We start from the raw sequence: 20690 nt of genomic DNA on the forward strand, positions 1-20690 counted from the left end.
GCCAAGTGTTGCCGCGCCGCTGCGGTGCAGGCGCAGTCCTTCGACAAGGCCCCCGAACTGGCGATAATCTATGTAACCATTGGTGGCATTGAAGTCGCCATGTTTCACACGCCCCGAAGTGAACTCTTCCATCCTCATCGACATCAGCCAACTGCGTGTCGGCATGTACATCCAGCTCGACTTGGGCTGGATGCATCATCCGTTCCCGGTGAGCAGTTTTCGCGTGGCGTCGGCGGAACAGATTGCCACCCTGCGTGAACTGGGGCTCACCGAGGTACGTTATCTCCCCAAGAAAAGTGATCCAGAACTGAGGGAACTTGTCCCCGCCGCCTGGAGCGTCCCGGAAATGAAGGCACCGTCCTTGAACGGACTGGATGCGGCAGGCTCCGCCGCGACCGTGGACCCGGAGGCGCTGCGCAGGCGTGAACTGCTGGAAGCCCAGAACCGGACTCTGGCAGTCTGTGACCAGCGATTTGGAGAGGCCACCCGCCAATACCAGGCGCTGGAGCGTGTGGTCTCCGAGCACCCCGACCAGGCGCGTGCCAAAGGCGATACGCTGGTGTCCGGATGTGTGGCCGAGCTCCTCGAAAACGGGGATTCCGTCATCCGGCTGTTGTCAGAAGGTGTCGGCGAGCGCAATGCCCTGCATCCGATCAACGTGATGGTGATCTCTCTGTTGCTGGGCCGCGCACTGGGTATGAAAAGTGCCGAGCTGCACGACCTTGGCATCGCGGCGCTGATTCATGACCTGGGCAAGCTCAAGCTGCCACCGAATCTCAGGCAACCTACGCCCTCGATGATTCCGATGGAGCGCACGCGCTACGAAACCCATGTGGGTGAGTCTGTGGCGCTGGCCACGCGCATGGGCTTGCCCGAAGCCGTGCTTACCGCCGTTGCCAGGCACCATGAGATGGCCGATGGCAGCGGGTTTCCATTGCGGCTGTCAGGGCCCGACTTGGGGCGTGCGAGCCAGGTGCTTGCGTTGGTCAATCGGTATGACCGCATGTGCAACCCTGCCAACGGAGTGGATGCGCTCACGCCCCACGAGGCGCTGTCAGTCATCTTTGCGCAGCTCAAGGCGCGGTTTGATTCTGTGGTCCTGGGTGCATTCATCCGCATGATGGGGGTGTACCCACCGGGCTCCATCGTCCAGCTGGTCAACGACCGTTATGCGATCGTCGCTTCAGTCAATTCTTCGCGCCCCCTGCGGCCCAAGGTCATTGTTCATGACTCCCGGGTCCCCAAGGATGAGGCGCCCATATTGGATCTGGAAACCGTGCCAGAGCTGGGCATCCGGCGCAGTCTCAAGCCCGCGCAATTGCCACGCGATGCCCTGGACTACCTTTCCCCCCGTCAGCGTATCTGCTACTTTTTCGAGCGCGCAGTCAGCCCCGGCCCCGAAGAGGCTGGTTCGTGACCGTTGTGCAGTCCCACGGCTGGCTCGACGGTTTGCAGGAAGCTGTCTGGTTGGTCGATGAGGCCAGCCTGCTCATCCTTCATGCGAATGCCGCAGCGCAGCGGCTGGTGGGTTTGCCTGCGGCCTCTATGGTTGGCACGCCAGTGCTGCGTCTGGCTTCCACACCACAGGATGTTGCGTTCTGGGGGGAGTCAGCGCAGGTGGTTGCAGACGGCATCCATTCCCACACCAGCCTTTTGCGCGCAGATGGAGCTCTGGTGCCGGTTGACCGGCGCGTGACACGCGTTCCGGGAGAAGGGGCTTCGGGCACCGTTTTCATGCTGACGATGCTGGACCGGAGTGTCCAGGATGCCACCGAGCGCGAGCTGGAAACTTTGTTGTCTGAACTGCGCGCGACGCTGGATTCCGCAGCCGATGGCATGCTCGTCTGCAGCCTTGATGGCCGGGTGCGGGCCTTCAACCAGCGGCTTGCGCAGTTGTGGAATATTCCCCGTGATTTGCTGGTGCAGCGCAACGATGCGGCGGTGTATGCGCACATGGCGGCCCAAGTGGAAGACGCACGTGCCTACTCGGAGCGCCTGGCGGCCATTGCACGTGAGCCGATGCAGGAGAGTACAGACATACTGGTGTTGAAGAGTGGCCTGGTGCTGGAGTTGCGGACCGTGCCCCAGTTTGGCCAGGGGCTGCCCGTGGGGCGCGTGTATTCCTACCGGGACATTACTCGCCAGACGGAGATACAGGTCAGCCTCAGGCTCGCAGCCCGGGTGTTTGAGTCCAGTCTCGACGCCATCTTCATCGCCGATAGCCATCACCGGGTCCTGCGCATGAACCCGGGTTGCGAGCGCCTAGTAGGGCCTTCTGCCAAATCGTTCGAAGGATGCATGGCCGCTTCTTTGTTCGGAGGGGGTTCGGATGCGGCTTTCATGGAGCAGGTGCTGCAGGGTTGGGCGGAGGATGGTTTCTGGGAGGGCGAGCTGTGGCTCCCCAGGGACAATGGCACCTATTGCGCGGTGCAGCTGTCATGGGTGGCGCTGCGCGACGATGAAGGGCGCCTGGTGCAGAGCATCGGCTTCATGCGTGACCTGACGCTGCAGCATGCGGCCCAGAAGCGCATCGAGGAGCTGGCCTACAGCGACGTGCTCACCGGCCTGCCCAACCGCCTGCTGTTGTCGCAGCGGGTGGACACGGCCATTCAGGGGGCGCGCCAGAGCGACACGGGTTTTGCGATCCTGTTCCTGGACCTCGACCGTTTCAAGATCATCAATGACTCCCTGGGCCATCCCTTTGGGGACCGTGTGCTGCAACTGGTCGCCGAGCGCCTGCAGGCCTGCCTGCGCCAGACGGATATGTTGTGCCGACTGGGCGGCGACGAGTTTGTCATCTACCTGCATGGTGGAGATGCCGTAGTGGCAGAGAGTGTGGCGCGCCGTATCCTGGAAGACATGCTCAACCCTTTCATGCTCGACAGCATGGGTTTCTCCATTCAGTGCAGCATTGGTATTGCGTTGTATCCGCAGGATGGTGCAACGCTGGACGACCTCATCAAGCAGGCCGATACGGCCATGTACCGGGTCAAGGAACGGGGGCGTGGCAGCTATGGCTTTTACCAGCCGCAGATGAACGCCAATCTGCTTTCCCGCATGCAGATGGAGCATGCGATGCGCCAGGCGCTGGGGTTGGACCGCATGGCGGTGCACTACCAGCCGCAGGTCAATATGGCCACCGGGCGCATCACGGGGGCGGAGGCCCTGATCCGCTGGACCGACCCCGAGTTCGGCGCCGTATCGCCGGGGCAGTTCATTCCCCTGGCGGAGGAGTCAGGCTACATTGTCACTCTGGGCGCGTGGGTCATGGAGCAGGCTGTGCGCGAGGCGGCGGTTTGGATGCACAGTGGCATGCCGATCATGATCTCCGTGAACGTGTCGGCGCTGGAGTTCCGGCAGCCGGATTTCGTGGACCGTATCACCCGGCTGCTGGCCGTGCACCAGCTGCCGCCCACGTTGCTGGAGCTGGAGCTGACCGAAACCATCCTGCTGCAGGATGCGCAGGAAATGGAGCAGCGTCTGCGTGTCCTCGCCGGCCTTGGGATTGGCTTGGCCATCGATGATTTTGGTACGGGATATTCCAGCCTCGCGTATCTCAAGAAGCTGCCGATCAGCAAGCTCAAGATCGACCAGTCGTTTGTGCGCGGCCTGCCCGACGATGATGGTGACCGGGCCATCGTGAGCGCCATCATCAGCATGGGGCGTGCCATGCACATTGAGGTGGTGGCAGAGGGGGTGGAAACAGAAACCCAACAGGCGGTGCTGCTGCAGATGCAGTGCGACCACTACCAGGGGTTTCTCTGTGCACCTGGCCTTCCCGCCCAAGAGTTTCGAGCCTTGCTCAGCAAACCATTGCCCTTGAAGGCGCAGGGCCGGCGCAGTCCAGTCCAGAACTGAGGCCATCCTGCTGCTGCGCCACCCCGGCTGCCCCGGGGGCGTTCGCAAGGCTTAAAACGCCGCGATGCCCTTCCAAAGCATGTAGGCCGCCAATCCGAACAACAAGGACGCAAACACGCGCTTGAGCTGCTTGACTGGCAGGCTGTGCGCGGCCTTGGCGCCCAATGGGGCGGTGAGGACGCTGCAGGTCGCGATCACTGCCAGCGCGGGCAGCCAGATGTAGCCCAGCGAAGCCGCAGGCAATCCGCTCACGTTCTGCCCGCCGATCACATAGCCCACCACATTCGCCAGCGCAATTGGAAACCCGAGCGCAGCGCTGGTGGCCACGGCATTGTGGATGGGCACGTTGCACCAGGTCATGAATGGCACGCTCACGAACCCGCCACCGGCACCTACCAGGCCCGACAGGAATCCGATCACGCCACCTGCAGCCACCTGGCCAGCCCCACCGGGCATCTGGCGCGTGGGGGCGGGTTTTTTGTCCAGGAACATCTGTGTGGCGGAGAAGCTGACGAACAAGGCGAAGAAGATGGCCAGGAAGGAACCCTTGAGCAGGGCGAACACGCCCAGGCTGGCCACAAACCCGCCCAGCACGATGCCGGGTGCCAGGCGTTTCACGATGTCCCATCGCACCGCGCCACGCTGGTGGTGAGCCCGCACGCTGGAGATCGATGTGAACATGATGGTGGCCATCGATGTGGCAATCGCCATCTTCACTGCGAGATCGGGAGCCACCTTCTGCGCGCCCAGGATGTAGGTCAAGAAAGGCACCAGCAGCATGCCACCGCCAATGCCCAGCAGCCCTGCCAGAAAACCTGTAGCCAGACCAAGTACACCGAGTTCAACAATCAGCAAGGGATCGAGCATGGCGCACAGTCAGGCAAGGGTGGAACGAGGGCGGGGACGCGCGGAGAAATGCCCTGTCGGAGGTGCTGCAGCGTTTGGTTGCGGTGACAGGAGCATGCGGAATAAGGTGTCTGCGAATGCCACCGGACTCTCATCCTGAACCGGGGGTTCAGGTGGGCGAGGGCAGCCAAGCGTTGGGTTCATCTGACGCGAGATGATCACGCTCACCGGGCAATGTACCAAGCCCGAGCTCGTTGAGCATTGGTTCAAGGAAATATAAAGCCCGGCGGCTTCGCAGACATCGTCATTGTAGGCGCTGGCGCCTTGCACCGCAGATATGGGGGCATGTAAAGCCCGTAAGCTTTTGGGACGTGCAGCAAGGGGTCGGTTCTGCATGCGCCACCGCCGACCTGGATGCGATGTCCGGCAGGCAGGGCCTTGTCAAAGAAGGCGACCGTCGTCGCCCAGTGCCTGGTCCAGCCGCTGCACCAGGCCATGAAGGCGCTGCTGGTCTTCGTCGGGCAAGAGGGTTTCCTGCTGACCCGTGCTACCGGTTGCGATGGCCGGGCTGGCTGCTTTGGCAGCGGCGCCTGCTGCCAAGTCGGCTGCCTCGCGGTCGGCGATCTCGAAGGCCAGATTCAAGGCCGCCAGCACGGCGATGCGTTCGCGGGCGCGGACCTTGCCCGCATCGCGGATGCGCGTCATGGCGGTATCGACGCGCTCCACGGCATCCAGCAGGCGGCTTTCGTGGCCCTCGGGGCAGGTCAGCAAGTAGCTTTGCTGCAGGATCTGCACCTCGATTTGCTTCATTCGGCTTCCTTCGTGACGACGGGGGCTGCTGCGGGCAGGCGCTCCAGCAGTGCATCGACGCGGGCGCGCGCAGCACTGAGGCGTGATTTGAGGGAGTCCCGCTCCTGCGTCAGCGCAGCCACCTGGTCAGTCAGCAACGCGTTGGTGCGTTGCAGTTCTGCGTGGCGCAAAAGCAGGCGGTCAACGCGCTCGGCGATCTGGTCGGTGGGGGACGGTGTTGCCATACAGCCCTCGATTGTAGGGTTGCGGGTTGTAAACGGTCGTAAAATCCCGCTGTTGGTGCTCGCGGTGTGGTTCACATGCCGCAGTTCAACGGGAAGCAGGGAGGAGGCGCCAAACCTGGCGCGCCCAGCCTGCGCTGCCCCCGCAACGGTCAGCGGACGAATCATCCGATTCTCTCTCCATCCATAAGCCACTGTGTGCCTTGAACAAGCGCATGGGAAGGCATTGGGGGGTGTTCCGCCAGCCCGGATACCGGCCAACACGGTGGCTGCGTGCGCCCGCTTGGGCGCTTCGCGGCTGTATCACCCATATGCTGGCGGGAGGCCGGCCCGGGTTGTTTGTTGACGATGATCCCCATGAAAATCCGTACCCTCCGTGCGCGCCCTGTGGCGTTGCTGCGCCTGCCTGTTCACCGTATTGCCGCAGTGACCCTGGCTGTCGGCACTGCCTGCACTGCCATGGCGCAAACCGCCTCCGCAAACGGCGAACTGCTGGCCCAGAATCTGCGCACGCCGTCGCTTTCCGAAACTGTGGTGGCTGCCACGCGCACGCCCCAGCCGCTCGCTGACCTAGTGGCCGACATCTCCATCGTGGACCGTGAAACGATCGAGAACAGTGGCGCCACCGGCCTGGCCGACCTGCTGGGCCGCCTGCCTGGCGTGGAGTTCTCGCGCAATGGTGGCCCGGGCACTACCACGGGTGTGTTCCTGCGCGGTGCCGAATCGCGCTTCACCGCGGTGTACATCGACGGGGTGCGCATCGATTCGCAGTCCACCGGCGGCGCGCCGTGGGAGAGCATTCCGCTGGGCCTCATCGACCGCATCGAAGTGCTGCGCGGCCCGGCTGGCGCCGTGTATGGCTCGGATGCCATGGGTGGCGTGGTGCAGATTTTCACCAAGCGCGGCGAGAACGGCGTGGCGCCCTATGTGGGCGTGGGCATTGGCAACCACAACACCACCAAGGTGGAAGCCGGCATCAGCGGTGCCAGTGGCACCGTGGACTACGCGCTGGGCTTTGCGCGCGATGACAGCAAAGGCTTCAACGCCCGCACGCTGGCCACCCAGAACCCCGACCGCGACGGCTACCGCACCACGGCGGGCCATGCCCGCGTGGGCCTGCAGGTCGATGCGGCGCACCGGCTGGAAGGTACGCTGATGGTCAACGAATCCAACAGCGGCTATGACAGCGGGCTGGGCAAGGACGACCGCAACCTGCACACCATGCACGCCCTGGGCCTCAACTGGATCGCGCAGTGGAGCAGCGCCTACAAGACGCGCCTGTCCATCACCGACTCCCGCGATGAATACGAAACCCGCCCCTCGCCCTATCTGAGTGACACGCGCCTGCGCGGCTATTACTTCCAGAATGAATGGCGCCAGGGCGCGCACCTGGTCACGGCCGCGCTGGAGCGCCGCGAAGACCGCCTGGAAAACGCTCCCATCGATGCCAAACGCTCGCAGGACGCGCTGGCCCTGGGCTATGGCTACAACGCTGCAGGTCACACCGTGCAGCTCAATCTGCGCCACGATTCCGACAGCGAGTTTGGCGGCAAGAGCACCGGCAGCGTGGCCTACGGCTATGCCATCACACCGCAGTGGCGCGCCACGGCGTCGGTGGGCACGGCCTTCCGCGCGCCCACGCTGTACCACCGCTTCAGCGAATACGGCGTGGCCACGCTGCGCCCCGAAAGCAGCCGCAATGCCGAAGTGGCGCTGCGCTACGCCCAGGGCAAGAGCACGTTCTCCACCACGCTGTTCCGCAATCGCGTGAGCAACCTGATCTCGTTCTCCGGCCCCGGCACCTGCCTGTCGGACTTTGGCTGCTACGCCAACACGGCCCGGGCCGAGTACAAGGGCGTGACGTTTGCCGGCTCGCACCGCGTGGGCGATGTGCAGTTGCATGGCTCCATCGATCTGCAACGCCCGCGTGATCTGGACACCGGCAAGCAGCTCGCGCGCCGCGCCAAGCAGCACGCCACCTTCGGCGCCGACACGCGCCTGGCGGGCTGGACCGTGGGCGCCGAAGTGCAGGCATCAGGCCGCCGCTTCGACACCGTGGCCAACACCAACGTGTTGGGCGGCTACGCGCTGTTCAACCTCTACGCCAGCACCCGCATTGCGCGTGACTACACGCTGCTGGCCCGCATCGACAACCTGGCCGACAAGGACTACCAGCTGGCCCGCACCTACGCCACCGCAGGCCGCACGGTGTACGTCGGTGTGAAGTGGGCGCCGCAATGAAGCCACCCCTGAGGCGCTGCGCGCCTTCCCCCCACGGGGGGACGCCACCCGTGGCCTGGCGGAGCCAGTTCCACGGTGGCACTGGCTTCGCGCGTGCCAGTTTCATAGGCATGCCGGGCATATGTCCCACAGGGTTGCTGAAATGACCAGGTGCCCCGCGCTGCTGATCGCAGCCCCGGCCTCCGGGCAGGGCAAGACCACCGTCACCGCCGCCCTGGCGCGCCTGCATGCGCGCCAGGGGCGGCGGGTGCGGGTGTTCAAGTGTGGGCCGGATTTTCTGGACCCGCACTGGCACCAGCTGGCCAGCGGGGCGCCGGTGCACCAGCTCGACCTCTGGATGAATGGCGAGGCGGACTGCGCGCAGCGTCTGCATGACGCGGCGCGCGAGTCGGACCTGGTCCTGGTCGAAGGGGTGATGGGGCTGTTTGACGGCACCCCCAGCGCGGCCGACCTGGCCCGGCACTTTGGTGTGCCCGTGCTGGCGGTGGTCGATGCCTCGGCCATGGCAGGCACGTTTGGCGCGCTGGCTTTTGGCCTGCGCCACTATCGCCCGGGCCTGCCCTGGGCCGGCGTGCTGGCCAACCGCGTGGGCAGCACGCGCCACGCCGACATGCTGCAGGGGGGCTTGCACGACGCCGACGACTGGATGGGGGCGCTGATGCGGGTGCAGTCCGGCACCGCGCCCGCTTCGGGCAAGGCCGGTTCGGCGCTGCTGCCCGAACGCCACCTGGGTCTGGTCGCGGCGCATGAGCTGCCCGACAGTCTGCAGCGGCTGGACGCCGCCGCCGATGCCCTGGCGGCGACGCCCCTGGGCCAGATGACGCTGGAGGACCTGCAGCGCTGGGCCGTGGAGTTTCCGGCTCCCTCAGTGGGAGCCGCCGTGCCGCCGCTGTTGGCAGGCCGCACCGTGGCCGTGGGGCGCGATGCGGCGTTCTGCTTCATCTATGCCGCCAATGTGGAGTGCCTCACGCAAATGGGTGCACGCGTGGAGTTCTTTTCGCCCCTGCACGACGCGGCGCTGCCCGACTGCGATGCCGTGTGGCTGCCCGGCGGCTACCCTGAGCTGCACACCGTGCAGATCGCCGCCAACACCGGCATGCAAGCCAGCCTGCGCGCCCATGGGGCCGCAGGCAAGCCCCTGTGGGCCGAGTGCGGCGGCATGATGGCGCTGTTTGAATCCATCACCCTGGCCGATGGCAGCACGGCCCCGCTGTGGGGGCTGCTGCCCGGCCGCGTGGTCATGCAAAAACGCCTGGCGGCGCTCGGGCCGCAGCAACTGACCGTGGCGGGGAACACCCTGCGCGGCCATACGTTCCATTACTCCACCAGCGACAGCAATGCGCCTGTGGTGGCCCGCACGGCCCGTCCGAACGAGGCGGTTGCACCGGATGCGGGTGAGGCGCTGTACCAGCAGGGCAGCCTCCACGCCAGTTATTTCCATGCGTGGTTCCCGTCCAGTCCTGAGGCGGTGGCGCATCTGCTGGGAGGCGTTTCGTCATGACCCCCACCCCGCACCCCATCACCACTGAACTCATTCTCGGTGGCCAGAAAAGCGGCAAGTCGCGCCGCGCCGAGCTGCTGGCGCGCGACTGGCTGGCGCAATCCAGCGACCACCGCGCGGTGTTGATTGCCACGGGGCAAGCCTGGGACGACGAAATGCGCGAGCGCATCGCCCGCCACCAGCGCGACCGCGCCGAGCGCGTGCCGGGTCTGCAGACGGTGGAAGAGCCGCACGACGTGGCCGCAGCCCTCACGCGGCTCAGCACGCCGCAGACCCTGCTGGTGGTGGACTGCCTCACGCTGTGGCTCACCCACTGGACCATGCCCATGGGCGTGGAAACCATGAATTTTGAACAAAAACAGGCTCTGGCGCTTGATTGGCAAGCGCAAGCAGCTATGTTTTTGATAGCGGTTCGGAAATCCCCCGGCCCCGTTGTTCTGGTGGGCAACGAAATTGGCCTGGGGGTCATCCCGATGGGACGCGAGGTGCGCGCTTTCGTGGATGCGCTGGGCACGCTGAACCAGCAGGTGGCCCAGGTGTGCCCGCGCGTGACGCTGATGGCCGCCGGGCTGCCATTGACCTTGAAATGAAACTATGAAACCAACCCCCGTGCGCCGCATCCTGTGGGTCATCGCCATCCTGTTGTTGCTGGGCCTGCTCATGGCCGGGCTGGCGCGTGCGCAGCCGGTGCACATCAAGGACGACCGGGGCCGCGAGGTCTCGCTGCCCCGGCCGCCGCAGCGCATCGTGAGTCTGCTGCCCTCGTTGACGGAAAGCGTGTGCGAGCTGGAGCAATGCCACCGGCTGGTGGGGGTGGACCGCTATTCCAACTGGCCCGAGGCCGTGATCGGCAAGCTGCCCAAGGTGGGCGGTGGTATCGACCCGAGCATCGAGGCCATCGTGGCGCTCAAGCCGGACCTGGTGCTCATGTCCGTCAGCTCGCGCGCCAGCGACCGGCTGGAAGCGCTGGGCCTCACGGTGGTGCAACTGGAGCCCAAGACCCATGCCGACGTGCGCCGCGTGCTGGGCACTGTCAGCGACCTGCTGGGCGTGCCCCGCGCGCAGGGCTCTGACCGCCTCTGGCGCGTGATCGATGCGGGCGTGCTCGCGGCGGCACAGTCCCTACCGCCCAAGGCCAAGAACGCGCGCGTGTACTTCGAGGTGAGTCGCGGGCCTTACGCGGCGGGCGAGGCGTCGTTCATCGGCGAATCGCTCACCCGGCTGGGGGTGCGCAACGTGGTGCCGGCGTCGCTCGGTCCGTTCCCGCGTCTGAACCCCGAGTTTGTGGTGCGCGCCAACCCCGACATCATCATGATCGGCAACCGCAGCATGCAGGCCATGGTGCCGTACCCCGGCTGGGCCACCATGCGCGCCATCCGTGACAACCGGCTGTGCGTGTTCGGCCCGGGTGATTCGGATGTGGTGGTGCGGCCTGGCCCGCGCATGGCCGAAGCCGCCCGCATCATGGCGCGCTGCCTGGTGGACAAGGCCCCATGACCAGCGTCCCGATGGACCTGCCAACCGGTTCCGCCAGCCGCCGCGCGGCATGGTGTGCCGCCTGGCTACTGCTTGCGAGTGTGATCCTGGCCGTGTGTGGCGCCAGCGTGGGCAGCACGGGCTTTGACAGCGTGCTGCGCATGCACGGCGACCCCGTCGCCTGGCAGATCGTGTGGGACATCCGCCTGCCGCGCACGCTGGGTGCGTGGCTGGCGGGTGCGCTGCTGGGCCTGTCAGGCGCGGTGGCGCAGGGGCTGTTCCGCAACCCGCTGGCCGACCCGTACTTGCTGGGCAGCGCCTCGGGCGCCGCGCTGGGCGGGGCGGTGGCCATGGCCATGTTCGGCGTGTCACCGGTGGCGGCGCAGTGGCTGGCGCGCATTGGCATCACGGGCATGGCTTTCCTGGGCGCGGCGGGGGCGGTGGTGCTCACGCTGCTGCTCGCCAAGGGCGTGCAGCACACGCTGCGCTTGTTGCTGGCGGGGGTGATTGTGGGCGTGGTGCTGGGTGCGCTGCGTGACCTGGTGGAACTGGCCTCGCCCGACATCCTGCAGGCCATGCAGGCCTTCACGCTGGGCAGCACGGCTTTTGTGGGCTGGGCGGCCTGCTTGCTCATGGCCGTGGCCTGGGCGCTGTGCTCGGTGGTTGCCTGGATGCTGGCGCGCGCTCTCGACGGCCTCACGCTGGGCGAGGCCACGGCCGCCAGCCTGGGCCTGCCGCTCATGCCCATGCGTGTCGGGCTGGTGGCTGCCATGGCGCTGGCCACGGGCACGGCGGTGGCGCAGACGGGGCTCATCGCCTTTGTGGGGCTGGCGGCCCCGCACCTGGTGCGTTCCATCGTGCGCGTGACACACGAACGGCACATCGTGCTCTCCAGCCTGATGGGCGCGGTGTTGCTCATGGCGGCCGACATCCTGGCGCGCTGGCTGCTGGCGCCGCAGGAGCTGCCCGTGGGCGTGCTCACGGCGGCCCTGGGCGGCACCTATCTGCTGTGGCTCATGCACCGGCGCACCTCGCAAGGAGGTGCGCTATGAAATCAATAGCTATCAGTGCAAATGGAATAAGCGCCAGCATCGGGAATCGCTCGATATTGCAGGGCATTGACCTGCAATTGCCCGCCGGACGCTGGACCAGCATCGTCGGCCCCAACGGCGCGGGCAAGTCCACCCTGCTCAAGGTGCTGGCGGGCCTGCTGCCACGTGTGGCGGTGCAGGGCGACGTGTTGTTGCTCGGCCGCCCGCTGGCGCAAATCCCGGCGCGTGAACGTGCCCGCCAGCTCGCCTGGCTGGGCCAGAACGAAGGCTCGGCCGACGACCTCACGAGCTACGACGTGGCCATGCTGGGCCGCCTGCCGCACCAGGCCTGGCTGGCGCCGCCGGGTGCCGCTGACCATGCGGCCGTGGAGCAGGCGCTGCGCACCACGCAGGCCTGGGACTGGCGCCACCGCCCGCTGTCGCAGCTGTCGGGCGGCGAACGCCAGCGCGTGCTGCTGGCCCGCGCTCTGGCGGTGCAGGCGCAGGTGCTGCTGATGGACGAGCCCCTGGCCAACCTGGACCCGCCGCACCAGACCGACTGGCTGCACACCATGCGTGCGCTGGTCGATGCGGGAGGCACGGTGGTCAGCGTGCTGCACGAGGTGTCGCTGGCGCTGCAGGCCGACGACATGGTGGTGATGGCACAGGGCCGCGTGCTGCACCAGGGCGCTTGTGATGCGCCCGATACCCACGCCGCGCTGGAAAGCGTGTTTGACCACCGCATCCACGTGCGGCATCTGGATGGCATGTGGATGGCGCTGCCCTCCCTGCAACGCAAGAACAACCACCAAGGAATGAAGGAAGTGCAAGCATGAACATCGAATCGGGTTTTTCGCAGGTTGCGCAGTCGTTGCTGTGGCCGGTGCTGGTGCTGGTGGGGCTGGCGTTTGTCTACGCGCTGTGGTCGGGCGGCGCCACGCTCATGGAGGCGTGGCAGCGCTGGCGCCAGCCGCAGTACCGCTCGCTGCGCGTGGCCCCTGGCTTGTCGATGGAAGAGCTGGAGCTGCAACTGGTGCGCCAGGTGGAGCCCGTGCGCCTGCTCAGCCGCCTGTCGCCCATGCTGGGGCTGATCGCCACGATGATCCCACTCGGCCCCGCGCTGCAGAGCGTGGCGGCGGGCAACGGCCAGCAGGCGCTCGCCGTTTTCAGCGGCGCCTTTGCGGGCGTGGTGCTGGCGCTGGCCGCCGCGTCGGTGGGCCTGGTGGTGTACTCGGTGCGCCGCCGCTGGCTGCTGGCCGAACTGCTGGTGGTGCGCAAGGAGCGCGGGGTGGCGCAATGAGCTTGAAGCACCTGAATGTGCTGGCCGAGGACGACGACGATCCGATGCTGTCCGCCGTGAATCTGGTGGACGTGTTCCTTGTGCTGGTGGTGGCGCTGCTCACGGCCGTGGCCGTGCAAACCCAGACCAGTGCGAATGAGAGCGTCACCATCATCCGCAACCCCGGCCAGCCCGACATGGAAGTGGTGGTGCGCGAGCAGGGCAAGGAAGTGCGCTTCAAGGGCGCTGGCAGCGCCGCGCAAGGGCAGGGCGTGCGCGCGGGCGTGGCCTACAAGCTGGAAGACGGCAATATCGTCTACATCCCTGAAACGGGCACTGCTCCTGCCGGCGCTTCGGCCGGTGGCGCGGGTGGCGCCGCCACGCCGGCACCCGCCAAGCCATGAAGGCGCTGATCTTGCGTGCGGCACTGTGGTGCCTGCTGCTGGCTGCGCCGCTGGCGCACGCCGTCCAGGCGGAGAAGACCCAGGCTGCGGGCAGCGCCGATAAAACGGCGCCCGTGCTGCTGTGGCTTACCTCCGACATCACCACGGCCACGCGCACGGCCATGGTGCAGCGCCTGGCCTCCGACGCGGGCCTGGGCTTTGTGCACATCGACTACCCCCTGGCCGGCCCGGCGGTACTGGACGCGGCCCAGGCCCAGAAGCTGGAGCGCGCGCTGGCAGGCGCCGTCATGGTGTGGGTGGATGCACCGCATGCCAGCGTGGAGGCGCGCTTGCGCCGCATGGTCGGCGCGCAGCTCGATGCCCGTGCCGCACGCGCCCCGGGCCGCGTGGTTTGGGTGCCTGCGGGCACGCCTGCTGTGGAACTGTCCGCGCTGGAGGCTCCCGCCCGCATGGTGGCTTACCTGCAGGCGGGCGGCCCGCGCAACCTGAAGAACGCCGTCGCGCTGGCGCGCGCCACGGTGGCAGGTGTTGCGATGCCGACCTTGCCCGCGCCCGACATCCTTCCCCCCCGGGGCATCTACCACCCCGACGCACCCCGCCTGCTGCCCAACGCCGCCGCGCTGGAGGCTTGGCGCCAGGGCGAGCCCGCGCTGCGCAGCCTGCCCGCCGTGGCCGTGCTGGTGCACCGCCACCACTTCATCGACGGCAGCACGGAGTGGCTCGACGCCTGGCTGCGCACCTTCCGCCAGCAAGGCCTATTCGCCTATGCCGCCTTTGGCCAGCAGGTCACGGCGCAGACCCTGTCCGAGGTGCTGGAGCTGCCCCCCGGAAGCGGCACCGGCCCGGGCCGCCTGCATGCCTCGGCCCTGGTGCTGCACCAGCTCGTGCCACAGGCCGCCGCGCTGCAGCCGCTGCTGGCCCGCTGGGGCGTGCCCCTGCTGGGCACGCAGCCGTACCGCGCAGGCGATGCCGCTGCGTGGGAGGCGAGCGACACGGGCTTGTCGCTGTCCGATGTGCCGTTCTATCTGGCGCAGCCTGAGGCGGCGGGTGCCATCGACCCGGTCCTGGTCGCGGCCCACGGCGCCGAGGGCCGGGACTTTCGCCTCATCGAACGCCAGGCCCAGGCCGTGGCCGCCAAGGCGCGGCGCCTGATTGCGCTGCAGACGAAGCCTGCCGCCGACAAGCGTCTAGTGGCCATGGTCTACAACTACCCCCCGGGCGGCACCAACTTCGGCGCCTCGTTCCTCAACGTGCCGCGCAGCCTGGAGCAAGTCTCGGGCGGCCTGGCCCAGGCGGGCTACCGCACCGAGCGTGTGCCCGAGCAGGGCTGGATCGATGGGCTCAAGCCGCTGCTGGCCGCCTATTACCCCGGCGCCGATGTGCGCGCGCTGCTGCAAACCGGCCAGGCCGCCGCGCTGCCGCTGGCGCGCTACGAGCAGCACCTGGCCACGCTGCCGAAGGCCGTGCGCGAGCGCATGAACGCGCACTGGGGCGCGTCCGAAAAGAGTCGCTACCTGGTCGAGTGGCAGGGCGAAAAAGTGTTCGCCATCCCGCGCCTGCAGGTGGGCAAGCTCTCGGTATTGCCCCAGCCCCCGCGCGAAGAAACGCTGCGCCTGGGCCAGAACCCGTTCATGCACAAGTCCAAGGCGCCGCTGTCGCACCACTACCTGGCCGTGTACCTGTGGGCGCAGTTGGAGGCCGATGCCCTCATCCACTTCGGCACCCACGGCACGCAGGAATGGGCCGGTGGCAAGGCGCGTGCGCTGGATGTGTACGACGACGCGCTGCTGCCCCTGGGCGACCTGCCCGTGGTCTACCCCTACATCGTGGACAACCTGGGCGAGGCGCTCACCGCCAAGCGCCGGGGCCGCGCCGTGCTGGTGAGCCACCGCACGCCCGTGTTCGCCCCGGCAGGCTTCGAGGCGCGCATGGCCCACATGCACGAGGTGATGCACGAATGGGAAACGGTGGACGAAGGCCCCACACGCCGCGCGCTCGAAAAGCAGCTGGTGGCGCAGTTTGTGGAGCACCAGCTGCACCGCGACCTGGGCTGGAGCGCCGCGCGCATTGCGGCCGACTTCAGTGGTTTCCTCGAAATCCTGCACCCCTACCTGGACCAACTCGCGCAAAGCTCGCAGCCCAAGGGCCTGGCCGTGTTCGGCCGCGTGCCCGCGCCCGAGCAGCGGCGCGAGACCATCCTGCAGGCGCTGCGCAAGCCGCTGATCGAGGCGCTGGGCGAGGACATCGACGAAGCCTTCCTGATCAAGCACGACGCGGTGCTGGCCGCACGGCCCGCGCGCTGGCTGGAAGTGGCGTTGACCGACGCGCAGGCCGCCAGCGTGTTGGACCTGCGCCCCGTGCTGCCAGCGCAGGCTGCAACGCCGGGTGCAGCGGGTGCATCCGACGTGGTGCGCGCCGAAGACCATGTGCCCAACCGCGCCGCGCGCAAACCCATCGACACGCCCGCGCTGCTGCAGCTGGCCCAGCGCGCGCAGGAGCTGGAGCGCCTGCTGGCCACCGAAGGCGAGATGCCCGGCCTGCTCGCGGGGCTGGGGGGCCGGTTTCTCACCGCTGCGTACGGCGGCGACCCCATCCGCAACCCCGAGAGCCTGCCCACAGGCCGCAACCTCACGGGGCTGGACCCGAGCCGCCTGCCCACGCGCCAGGCCTATGCCGTGGCGCAGACGCTGTTCAACGACTGGTTCAAGGACTACCAGGCGCGCCATGGCGGCCAGGCGCCGCAGCGCATGGCGCTGTCGCTGTGGGCGGGCGAAACGCTGCGCCACCAGGGCATCATGGAAGCGCAGGCGCTCGTGGCGCTGGGCATGCGCCCGGTGTGGGACGACTCGGGCCGCCCGGCGCGCGTGGAGACCATCGCCGCCGATGAACTCAAGCGCCCGCGCGTCGACGTGCTCATGAGCACCACCGGCTCGTACCGCGACCAGTTTCCCGCGCTGATGGCGCTGCTCGACCGCGCGGTGGCCCAGGCCGCCACGGCCGAGCCCGGCAATGTGATTGCGCGCAATACCGAGCAGATCGGCCAGGAGCTGCGCAAGCAAGGCGTGCCCCGCGCACAGGCAGAGCAACTGGCACGCGTGCGGTCGTTCGGCAATGCGGTGGGCGACTACGGCACTGGCCTGTCGGACGCGGTGCAAAGCGACGGCCTGCAAACCAACGATGCGCGCCTGGGCCAGATGTTCCTCGAGCGGATGAGCCAGCCTTATCTGGAGGGCGAGCCGGTGACGGGGGTTGCGGGCGGCACGGCGGCGAAGGCGCTGGGAGCGCACCTGCGCCGCACCGACGCAGCCATCCTGTCGCGCAGCTCGAACCTGTACGCCATGGTCAGCTCGGACGACCCGTTTCAGTACCTGGGTGGCCTGTCGGCCGCAGCCCGTGTGGCCGGCCGGCCGCAGGGGCTGGAGCTGCATGTGGCCCAGCTGCAGGATGTAAGCGAGCCCACCACCGAAACTGCACAGCGCGCCATTGCGCTCGAGATGCAGTCGCGCTACCTGCACCCGGGCTGGCTCAAGGCGCAGAAGGCCGAGGGCTATTCGGGCACGCTGCAGGTGCTCAAGGCCGTGCAATTCGCCTGGGGCTGGCAGGCCGTGGCGCCCGACACGGTGCGCAGCGACCATTGGCAAAGCTTCTATGACGTGCTGGTGCGCGACAAGCACCAGCTGGGCCTGCCCGAGTGGCTCAAAGAGCATCCACAGGCCTATGCCCAGTCCCTGGAGCGCCTGGTGCAGGCACAGCGCCAGGGTTATTGGCAGGCCGACGCCGATACGCAAAAACAGCTCGCGCAGATGTACCAGGAGCTCACGCGCGCCGCGCCGCTGGCGGCCGAGCTGCCCAGTGTGCGCCGCTGGGTGGAGCAGGCCGCGCAGGGCGTCGCCCCTGCGTCTACCGGCATGGCCGTGGCCACGCCGCAGTCGCCTGCGGCCCCGGCGCCGCAGCCCGCACCGCCTGCTGCCGACCTGCCTGCACCGCCCGCCCAAGCGGAGGCCCCGTCCGCCGCACCCACTATGCCCGCCATGGGCGTGCTGCTGGAGCGCCAGCCCGAGCGCGAAGCCCTCGACACCGCCCAAGAGCCCAGCCCCGTGGAGCGCATGGCCGGCATCGTGGCCCTGCTGGTGATGGCCCTTGTGGTGCTTGCGGGCGCTGCGTGGCAGGCCCGCCGTCCGTCTTCACTGTCCGCAGCGCCCGGCCTGGCCCGCGCTTGAATCGACCCTTCTTGAAAGCACCCACACCATGCAGATCGAAACCCCACCCACCGAGAAGCGCTACGAAAAGCCCGAGGGCGAACGCCGCGGCATCGTCATCGTCAATACCGGCGACGGCAAGGGCAAGAGCACAGCGGCCTTTGGGCTGGCGCTGCGTGCCCACGGCCGGGGCAAGGCCGTCAAGATTTACCAGTTCATGAAGGTGCCCACGGCGCGTTTTGGCGAGCACCGCATGTTCGAGCAACTCGGCCTGCCCATCGAGGGCCTGGGCGATGGCTTCAGCTGGAAGAGCAGGGACCTGGAGCACTCGGCCCAGCTGGCGCGCGACGGCTGGGAGAAGGCGCGCGCTGCCATCCTGTCGGGCGAACATTTTCTGGTGGTGCTCGACGAGATCACCTATCCGCTGATCTACGGCTGGCTGCCGCTCGAAGGCGTGCTGCAGACGCTGCGCGACCGGCCCAAGGAGGTGCATGTGTGCCTCACCGGCCGCCGCTGCCCGCCAGAAATCATCGAGCTGGCCGACACGGTGACCGAGATGCAGATGGTCAAGCACGCGTTCAAGGCGGGCATTCCCGCGCAGCGCGGCATCGAGGACTGAGGTCCCGCCACCCTCGGCAGCCCTGGTGGGCCGCTGTTTCGTTTTCGGTTTTTTGTTCGTCCTTTTCATGCGCAAACACCTCACTCCCCTGTCGCTGGCCGTGCTCGCCTGCACCACGCAGACCGCCATGGCCCAGGCCACCGCCGAGTTGCCAGCCGTCCACGTCACGGACACACAGTCCGCCCCCGGCAGCACGCTCTCGCTTGATGCGCCCAGCGCCACGGGCTCGCGCCTGGGCCTCACTGCGCGGGAGACACCGGCCAGCGTCAGCAGCCTGGGTGCGGGCGACATCGCAGAGCGCAGCCTGACCCGCGCGCAGGACGTGGCCGTGCGCATGCCTGGCGTCACCGAGGCGCCGGCCCCCGGCAACGGTGGCACCAGCCTGGTGGCACGCGGCTTTGCGGGCCACAACTCGGTGGCGCAGATGGTCGATGGCACGCGCCTCATCGTCGCTTCGGGCACCATCACCTACCCGTTCTCGACCTGGCCCATGGAGTCGGTCGAGGTGCTGCGCGGCCCGGCCTCGGTGCTCTATGGTGACGGCGCCATCGGCGCGGCCGTGAACTACGTGACCAAACGCCCGATCTTCGGTGCCCCGCAGCGCGAAGCGTTCTTGAGCGTGGGCTCCTTCGGCACGGTGCAGGGCGGCGTGGGCCTGCGCGGCCCCATCAATGACGTGCTGGCCTACTCGGTCTATCTCGATGCGGAAAAAAGCGACGGCTACCGCGCGCTGATGGACACGCAGCGCCACAACTACGCCCTGGCCCTGGCCGTGCGCGCCAGCCGCGACCTGAACATCACCCTGTCGCTCGACGGTGGCGTGAATGACGACGCGCGCTACTTCGGCACGCCGTTGCGCAATGGGGTGCTGGACGACCGCCTGCGCCGCACCAACTTCAACGTGGCCGACTCGGTGGTCAAGTACGACGATCGCATCCTGCGCGCCAAGGTCGACTGGCAGGCCGCCGCGGGCGTGCACCTGCGCAACGAGACCTACCACCTGACCACCGACCGCCACTGGCGCAACGCCGAAGCCTACAGCTTCAACGCCGCCGGCACGGCCGTGAACCGCAGCGACTACCTGGAGATCCTGCACGACCAGGAGCAGACCGGCAACCGCTTCGACGCCACGTTCGACGGCCACCTGGGTGGCATGAAGAACCGCTTCATCGTGGGCCTGGACTGGTACCGCACAGAGCTGGTGCACACCAACAACTCGCCCTATGGCGGCGCGAGCACGGTGGACCCTTTCAACTTCACGTCCGGGGGCTTTGTCAGCCCTGTGCCCACCATCCCTGGCCGGCGCTCCAGGCTGCAGGCCACGGCCCTGTTTGCTGAGAACGCCCTCGACATCACGCCCGAGTGGAAGCTGGTGGCGGGCCTGCGCAGCGACCGCATGGAGCTGGACAACACTGACCTGCGCACTGGCGTGAACCTGGTCAAGAAGTATTCACCCGTCACCGGCCGCCTGGGCGCCGTGTGGTCGCCCAGCGATGCGCTGTCGCTCTATGGCCAGTTCGGCACCGGTACCGATCCGCTGAGTGGCGCACTGTCGCTGCCCGGCGGCGGCAACACCCTCGATCTGACCCGGGGCCGCCAGGTGGAAGTGGGCGCCAAGGGCGCGGTGCCTGCAGTGCGCGGCGAGTGGACGGTGGCGCTGTACCAGATCGAAAAGCGCAACCTGCTCTCGCGCGATGCCAGCAACCCCAACATCACCCAGCAGATCGGCAGGCAATCGTCTACCGGCATCGAGCTGGCCTTTGCGGCCGAGCCCGTGCGCGGCTGGACCATCGACGCCAACGCGGCTTTCCTGCGGGCGCGCTACGACGATTTCAAGGAACTGGTCTCGGGCAGCGTGGTCTCGCGCGATGGCAACACGCCCACGGGCGTGCCCCAGCGCACGGCCAGTGTCTGGACGGCCTACCGTTTCCTGCCCCAATGGCAGGCTGGTTTTGGCGCACGCTATGTGGGAGAGCGCCAGGGCAACACCGCCAACACCGCTCAGCTGCCGTCGTATGTGGTGCTGGATGCTTCGCTGGTCTACGACTATTCGCGCAACCTCAAGCTCGGTCTGGCCGTGAAGAACCTGGCCGACCGTGACTATGCGCTGGCTGGCACGGCCAACGCGCGCTGGCTGCTGGGCGCGCCGCGCACCGTGCAGCTGACGGCGCGCGCCACGTTCTGATCTTGGTGAGTCGAGCGAGG

16 protein-coding genes and 1 riboswitch are annotated in these 20690 nt (G+C 67.6%); of the genes, 13 read left to right on the top strand and 3 right to left on the bottom strand.

From position 1 onward, the window contains the following. Nucleotides 1–118: 118 nt before the first annotated feature. Both ARADN35_RS0107435 and ARADN35_RS0107440 read left to right on the top strand, forming a co-directional pair. Nucleotides 119–1417, top strand: coding sequence for an HD-GYP domain-containing protein (locus ARADN35_RS0107435; protein ID WP_035197271.1), 1299 nt, complete (start codon nt 119–121; stop codon nt 1415–1417). Then, entirely contained in the window at nt 1414–3858 is a 2445-nt protein-coding gene (locus ARADN35_RS0107440) for a sensor domain-containing protein (protein WP_010460675.1), read from the top strand. The genes ARADN35_RS0107435 and ARADN35_RS0107440 overlap by 4 nt, the downstream gene beginning before the upstream one ends. Before the next feature lie 51 nt (nt 3859–3909). On the opposite strand, the gene ARADN35_RS0107445 is transcribed toward ARADN35_RS0107440, so the two are convergent. The 3 genes from ARADN35_RS0107445 to ARADN35_RS0107455 form a co-directional block, all read right to left on the bottom strand. Beyond that, nucleotides 3910–4725, bottom strand: coding sequence for a sulfite exporter TauE/SafE family protein (locus tag ARADN35_RS0107445; RefSeq protein WP_010460678.1), 816 nt, complete (start codon nt 4723–4725; stop codon nt 3910–3912). 420 nt (nt 4726–5145) lie between these two features. Continuing rightward, complete coding sequence (locus tag ARADN35_RS0107450) at nt 5146–5514, bottom strand: cell division protein ZapA (protein ID WP_010460680.1); 369 nt, start codon at nt 5512–5514, stop codon at nt 5146–5148. Beyond that, nucleotides 5511–5738: a hypothetical protein gene (locus ARADN35_RS0107455; protein WP_010460682.1), complete on the bottom strand. Its 228-nt coding sequence runs from the start codon at nt 5736–5738 to the stop codon at nt 5511–5513. Before ARADN35_RS0107455 ends, ARADN35_RS0107450 begins: the two co-directional genes overlap by 4 nt. A gap of 36 nt (nt 5739–5774) precedes the next feature. Beyond that, a riboswitch (cobalamin riboswitch) is annotated at nt 5775–6011 on the top strand. A gap of 81 nt (nt 6012–6092) precedes the next feature. On the opposite strand from ARADN35_RS0107455, the gene ARADN35_RS0107460 reads away from it, so the two are divergent. The 11 genes from ARADN35_RS0107460 to ARADN35_RS0107510 all read left to right on the top strand — a co-directional run bounded on the left by ARADN35_RS0107460 (nt 6093) and on the right by ARADN35_RS0107510 (nt 20670). Continuing rightward, nucleotides 6093–7976 (top strand): TonB-dependent receptor domain-containing protein, encoded by a 1884-nt coding sequence (locus ARADN35_RS0107460; RefSeq protein WP_010460684.1) that lies wholly within the window; start codon nt 6093–6095, stop codon nt 7974–7976. 142 nt (nt 7977–8118) lie between these two features. Next, nucleotides 8119–9477: a cobyrinic acid a,c-diamide synthase CobB gene (locus ARADN35_RS0107465; RefSeq protein WP_010460686.1), complete on the top strand. Its 1359-nt coding sequence runs from the start codon at nt 8119–8121 to the stop codon at nt 9475–9477. Then, nucleotides 9474–10067: a bifunctional adenosylcobinamide kinase/adenosylcobinamide-phosphate guanylyltransferase gene (locus ARADN35_RS0107470; RefSeq protein ID WP_010460687.1), complete on the top strand. Its 594-nt coding sequence runs from the start codon at nt 9474–9476 to the stop codon at nt 10065–10067. Before ARADN35_RS0107465 ends, ARADN35_RS0107470 begins: the two co-directional genes overlap by 4 nt. A 4-nt stretch (nt 10068–10071) precedes the next feature. Then, nucleotides 10072–10974, top strand: a complete 903-nt coding sequence (locus ARADN35_RS0107475; RefSeq protein WP_010460689.1) for an ABC transporter substrate-binding protein — start codon at nt 10072–10074, stop codon at nt 10972–10974. Continuing rightward, on the top strand, nt 10971–12005 hold the full coding sequence (locus ARADN35_RS0107480) for a FecCD family ABC transporter permease (RefSeq protein WP_035197275.1): 1035 nt from the start codon (nt 10971–10973) through the stop codon (nt 12003–12005). The genes ARADN35_RS0107475 and ARADN35_RS0107480 overlap by 4 nt, the downstream gene beginning before the upstream one ends. Beyond that, nucleotides 12002–12820 carry an ABC transporter ATP-binding protein gene (locus tag ARADN35_RS26020; RefSeq protein ID WP_050812465.1) on the top strand — a complete coding sequence of 273 codons (819 nt, stop codon included), beginning with the start codon at nt 12002–12004 and terminating at the stop codon, nt 12818–12820. Before ARADN35_RS0107480 ends, ARADN35_RS26020 begins: the two co-directional genes overlap by 4 nt. Next, nucleotides 12817–13284 carry a hypothetical protein gene (locus ARADN35_RS0107490; protein ID WP_008906167.1) on the top strand — a complete coding sequence of 156 codons (468 nt, stop codon included), beginning with the start codon at nt 12817–12819 and terminating at the stop codon, nt 13282–13284. Before ARADN35_RS26020 ends, ARADN35_RS0107490 begins: the two co-directional genes overlap by 4 nt. Continuing rightward, a complete protein-coding gene (locus tag ARADN35_RS0107495) occupies nt 13281–13667 on the top strand; it encodes a DUF2149 domain-containing protein (protein ID WP_010460701.1) in 387 nt (128 codons plus the stop codon). Before ARADN35_RS0107490 ends, ARADN35_RS0107495 begins: the two co-directional genes overlap by 4 nt. Next, complete coding sequence (gene cobN, locus ARADN35_RS0107500; protein WP_010460702.1) at nt 13664–17887, top strand: cobaltochelatase subunit CobN; 4224 nt, start codon at nt 13664–13666, stop codon at nt 17885–17887. Before ARADN35_RS0107495 ends, cobN begins: the two co-directional genes overlap by 4 nt. A 28-nt stretch (nt 17888–17915) precedes the next feature. Beyond that, complete coding sequence (cobO, locus tag ARADN35_RS0107505; protein WP_010460704.1) at nt 17916–18485, top strand: cob(I)yrinic acid a,c-diamide adenosyltransferase; 570 nt, start codon at nt 17916–17918, stop codon at nt 18483–18485. A gap of 67 nt (nt 18486–18552) precedes the next feature. After that, complete coding sequence (locus ARADN35_RS0107510; RefSeq protein WP_050812466.1) at nt 18553–20670, top strand: TonB-dependent receptor; 2118 nt, start codon at nt 18553–18555, stop codon at nt 20668–20670. Nucleotides 20671–20690: the final 20 nt, after the last annotated feature.

The sequence above is a fragment of the Acidovorax radicis N35 genome (genome assembly GCF_000204195.1).
GTDB classification, from domain to species: domain Bacteria; phylum Pseudomonadota; class Gammaproteobacteria; order Burkholderiales; family Burkholderiaceae_C; genus Acidovorax; species Acidovorax radicis.

Excerpts from the sequence above, each read along its gene's own strand:
- ARADN35_RS0107445 (WP_010460678.1), bottom strand. The coding sequence starts at position 4,725 with ATGCTCGATCCCTTGCTGATTGTTGAACTCGGTGTACTTGGTCTGGCT.
- ARADN35_RS0107455 (WP_010460682.1), bottom strand. The coding sequence starts at position 5,738 with ATGGCAACACCGTCCCCCACCGACCAGATCGCCGAGCGCGTTGACCGC.
- ARADN35_RS0107490 (WP_008906167.1), top strand. The coding sequence starts at position 12,817 with ATGAACATCGAATCGGGTTTTTCGCAGGTTGCGCAGTCGTTGCTGTGG.
- cobO (WP_010460704.1), top strand. The coding sequence starts at position 17,916 with ATGCAGATCGAAACCCCACCCACCGAGAAGCGCTACGAAAAGCCCGAG.
- ARADN35_RS0107510 (WP_050812466.1), top strand. The coding sequence starts at position 18,553 with ATGCGCAAACACCTCACTCCCCTGTCGCTGGCCGTGCTCGCCTGCACC.
- ARADN35_RS0107460 (WP_010460684.1), top strand. The coding sequence starts at position 6,093 with ATGAAAATCCGTACCCTCCGTGCGCGCCCTGTGGCGTTGCTGCGCCTG.
- ARADN35_RS0107480 (WP_035197275.1), top strand. The coding sequence starts at position 10,971 with ATGACCAGCGTCCCGATGGACCTGCCAACCGGTTCCGCCAGCCGCCGC.
- ARADN35_RS26020 (WP_050812465.1), top strand. The coding sequence starts at position 12,002 with ATGAAATCAATAGCTATCAGTGCAAATGGAATAAGCGCCAGCATCGGG.
- ARADN35_RS0107450 (WP_010460680.1), bottom strand. The coding sequence starts at position 5,514 with ATGAAGCAAATCGAGGTGCAGATCCTGCAGCAAAGCTACTTGCTGACC.
- ARADN35_RS0107475 (WP_010460689.1), top strand. The coding sequence starts at position 10,072 with ATGAAACCAACCCCCGTGCGCCGCATCCTGTGGGTCATCGCCATCCTG.
- ARADN35_RS0107465 (WP_010460686.1), top strand. The coding sequence starts at position 8,119 with ATGACCAGGTGCCCCGCGCTGCTGATCGCAGCCCCGGCCTCCGGGCAG.
- cobN (WP_010460702.1), top strand. The coding sequence starts at position 13,664 with ATGAAGGCGCTGATCTTGCGTGCGGCACTGTGGTGCCTGCTGCTGGCT.
- ARADN35_RS0107470 (WP_010460687.1), top strand. The coding sequence starts at position 9,474 with ATGACCCCCACCCCGCACCCCATCACCACTGAACTCATTCTCGGTGGC.
- ARADN35_RS0107495 (WP_010460701.1), top strand. The coding sequence starts at position 13,281 with ATGAGCTTGAAGCACCTGAATGTGCTGGCCGAGGACGACGACGATCCG.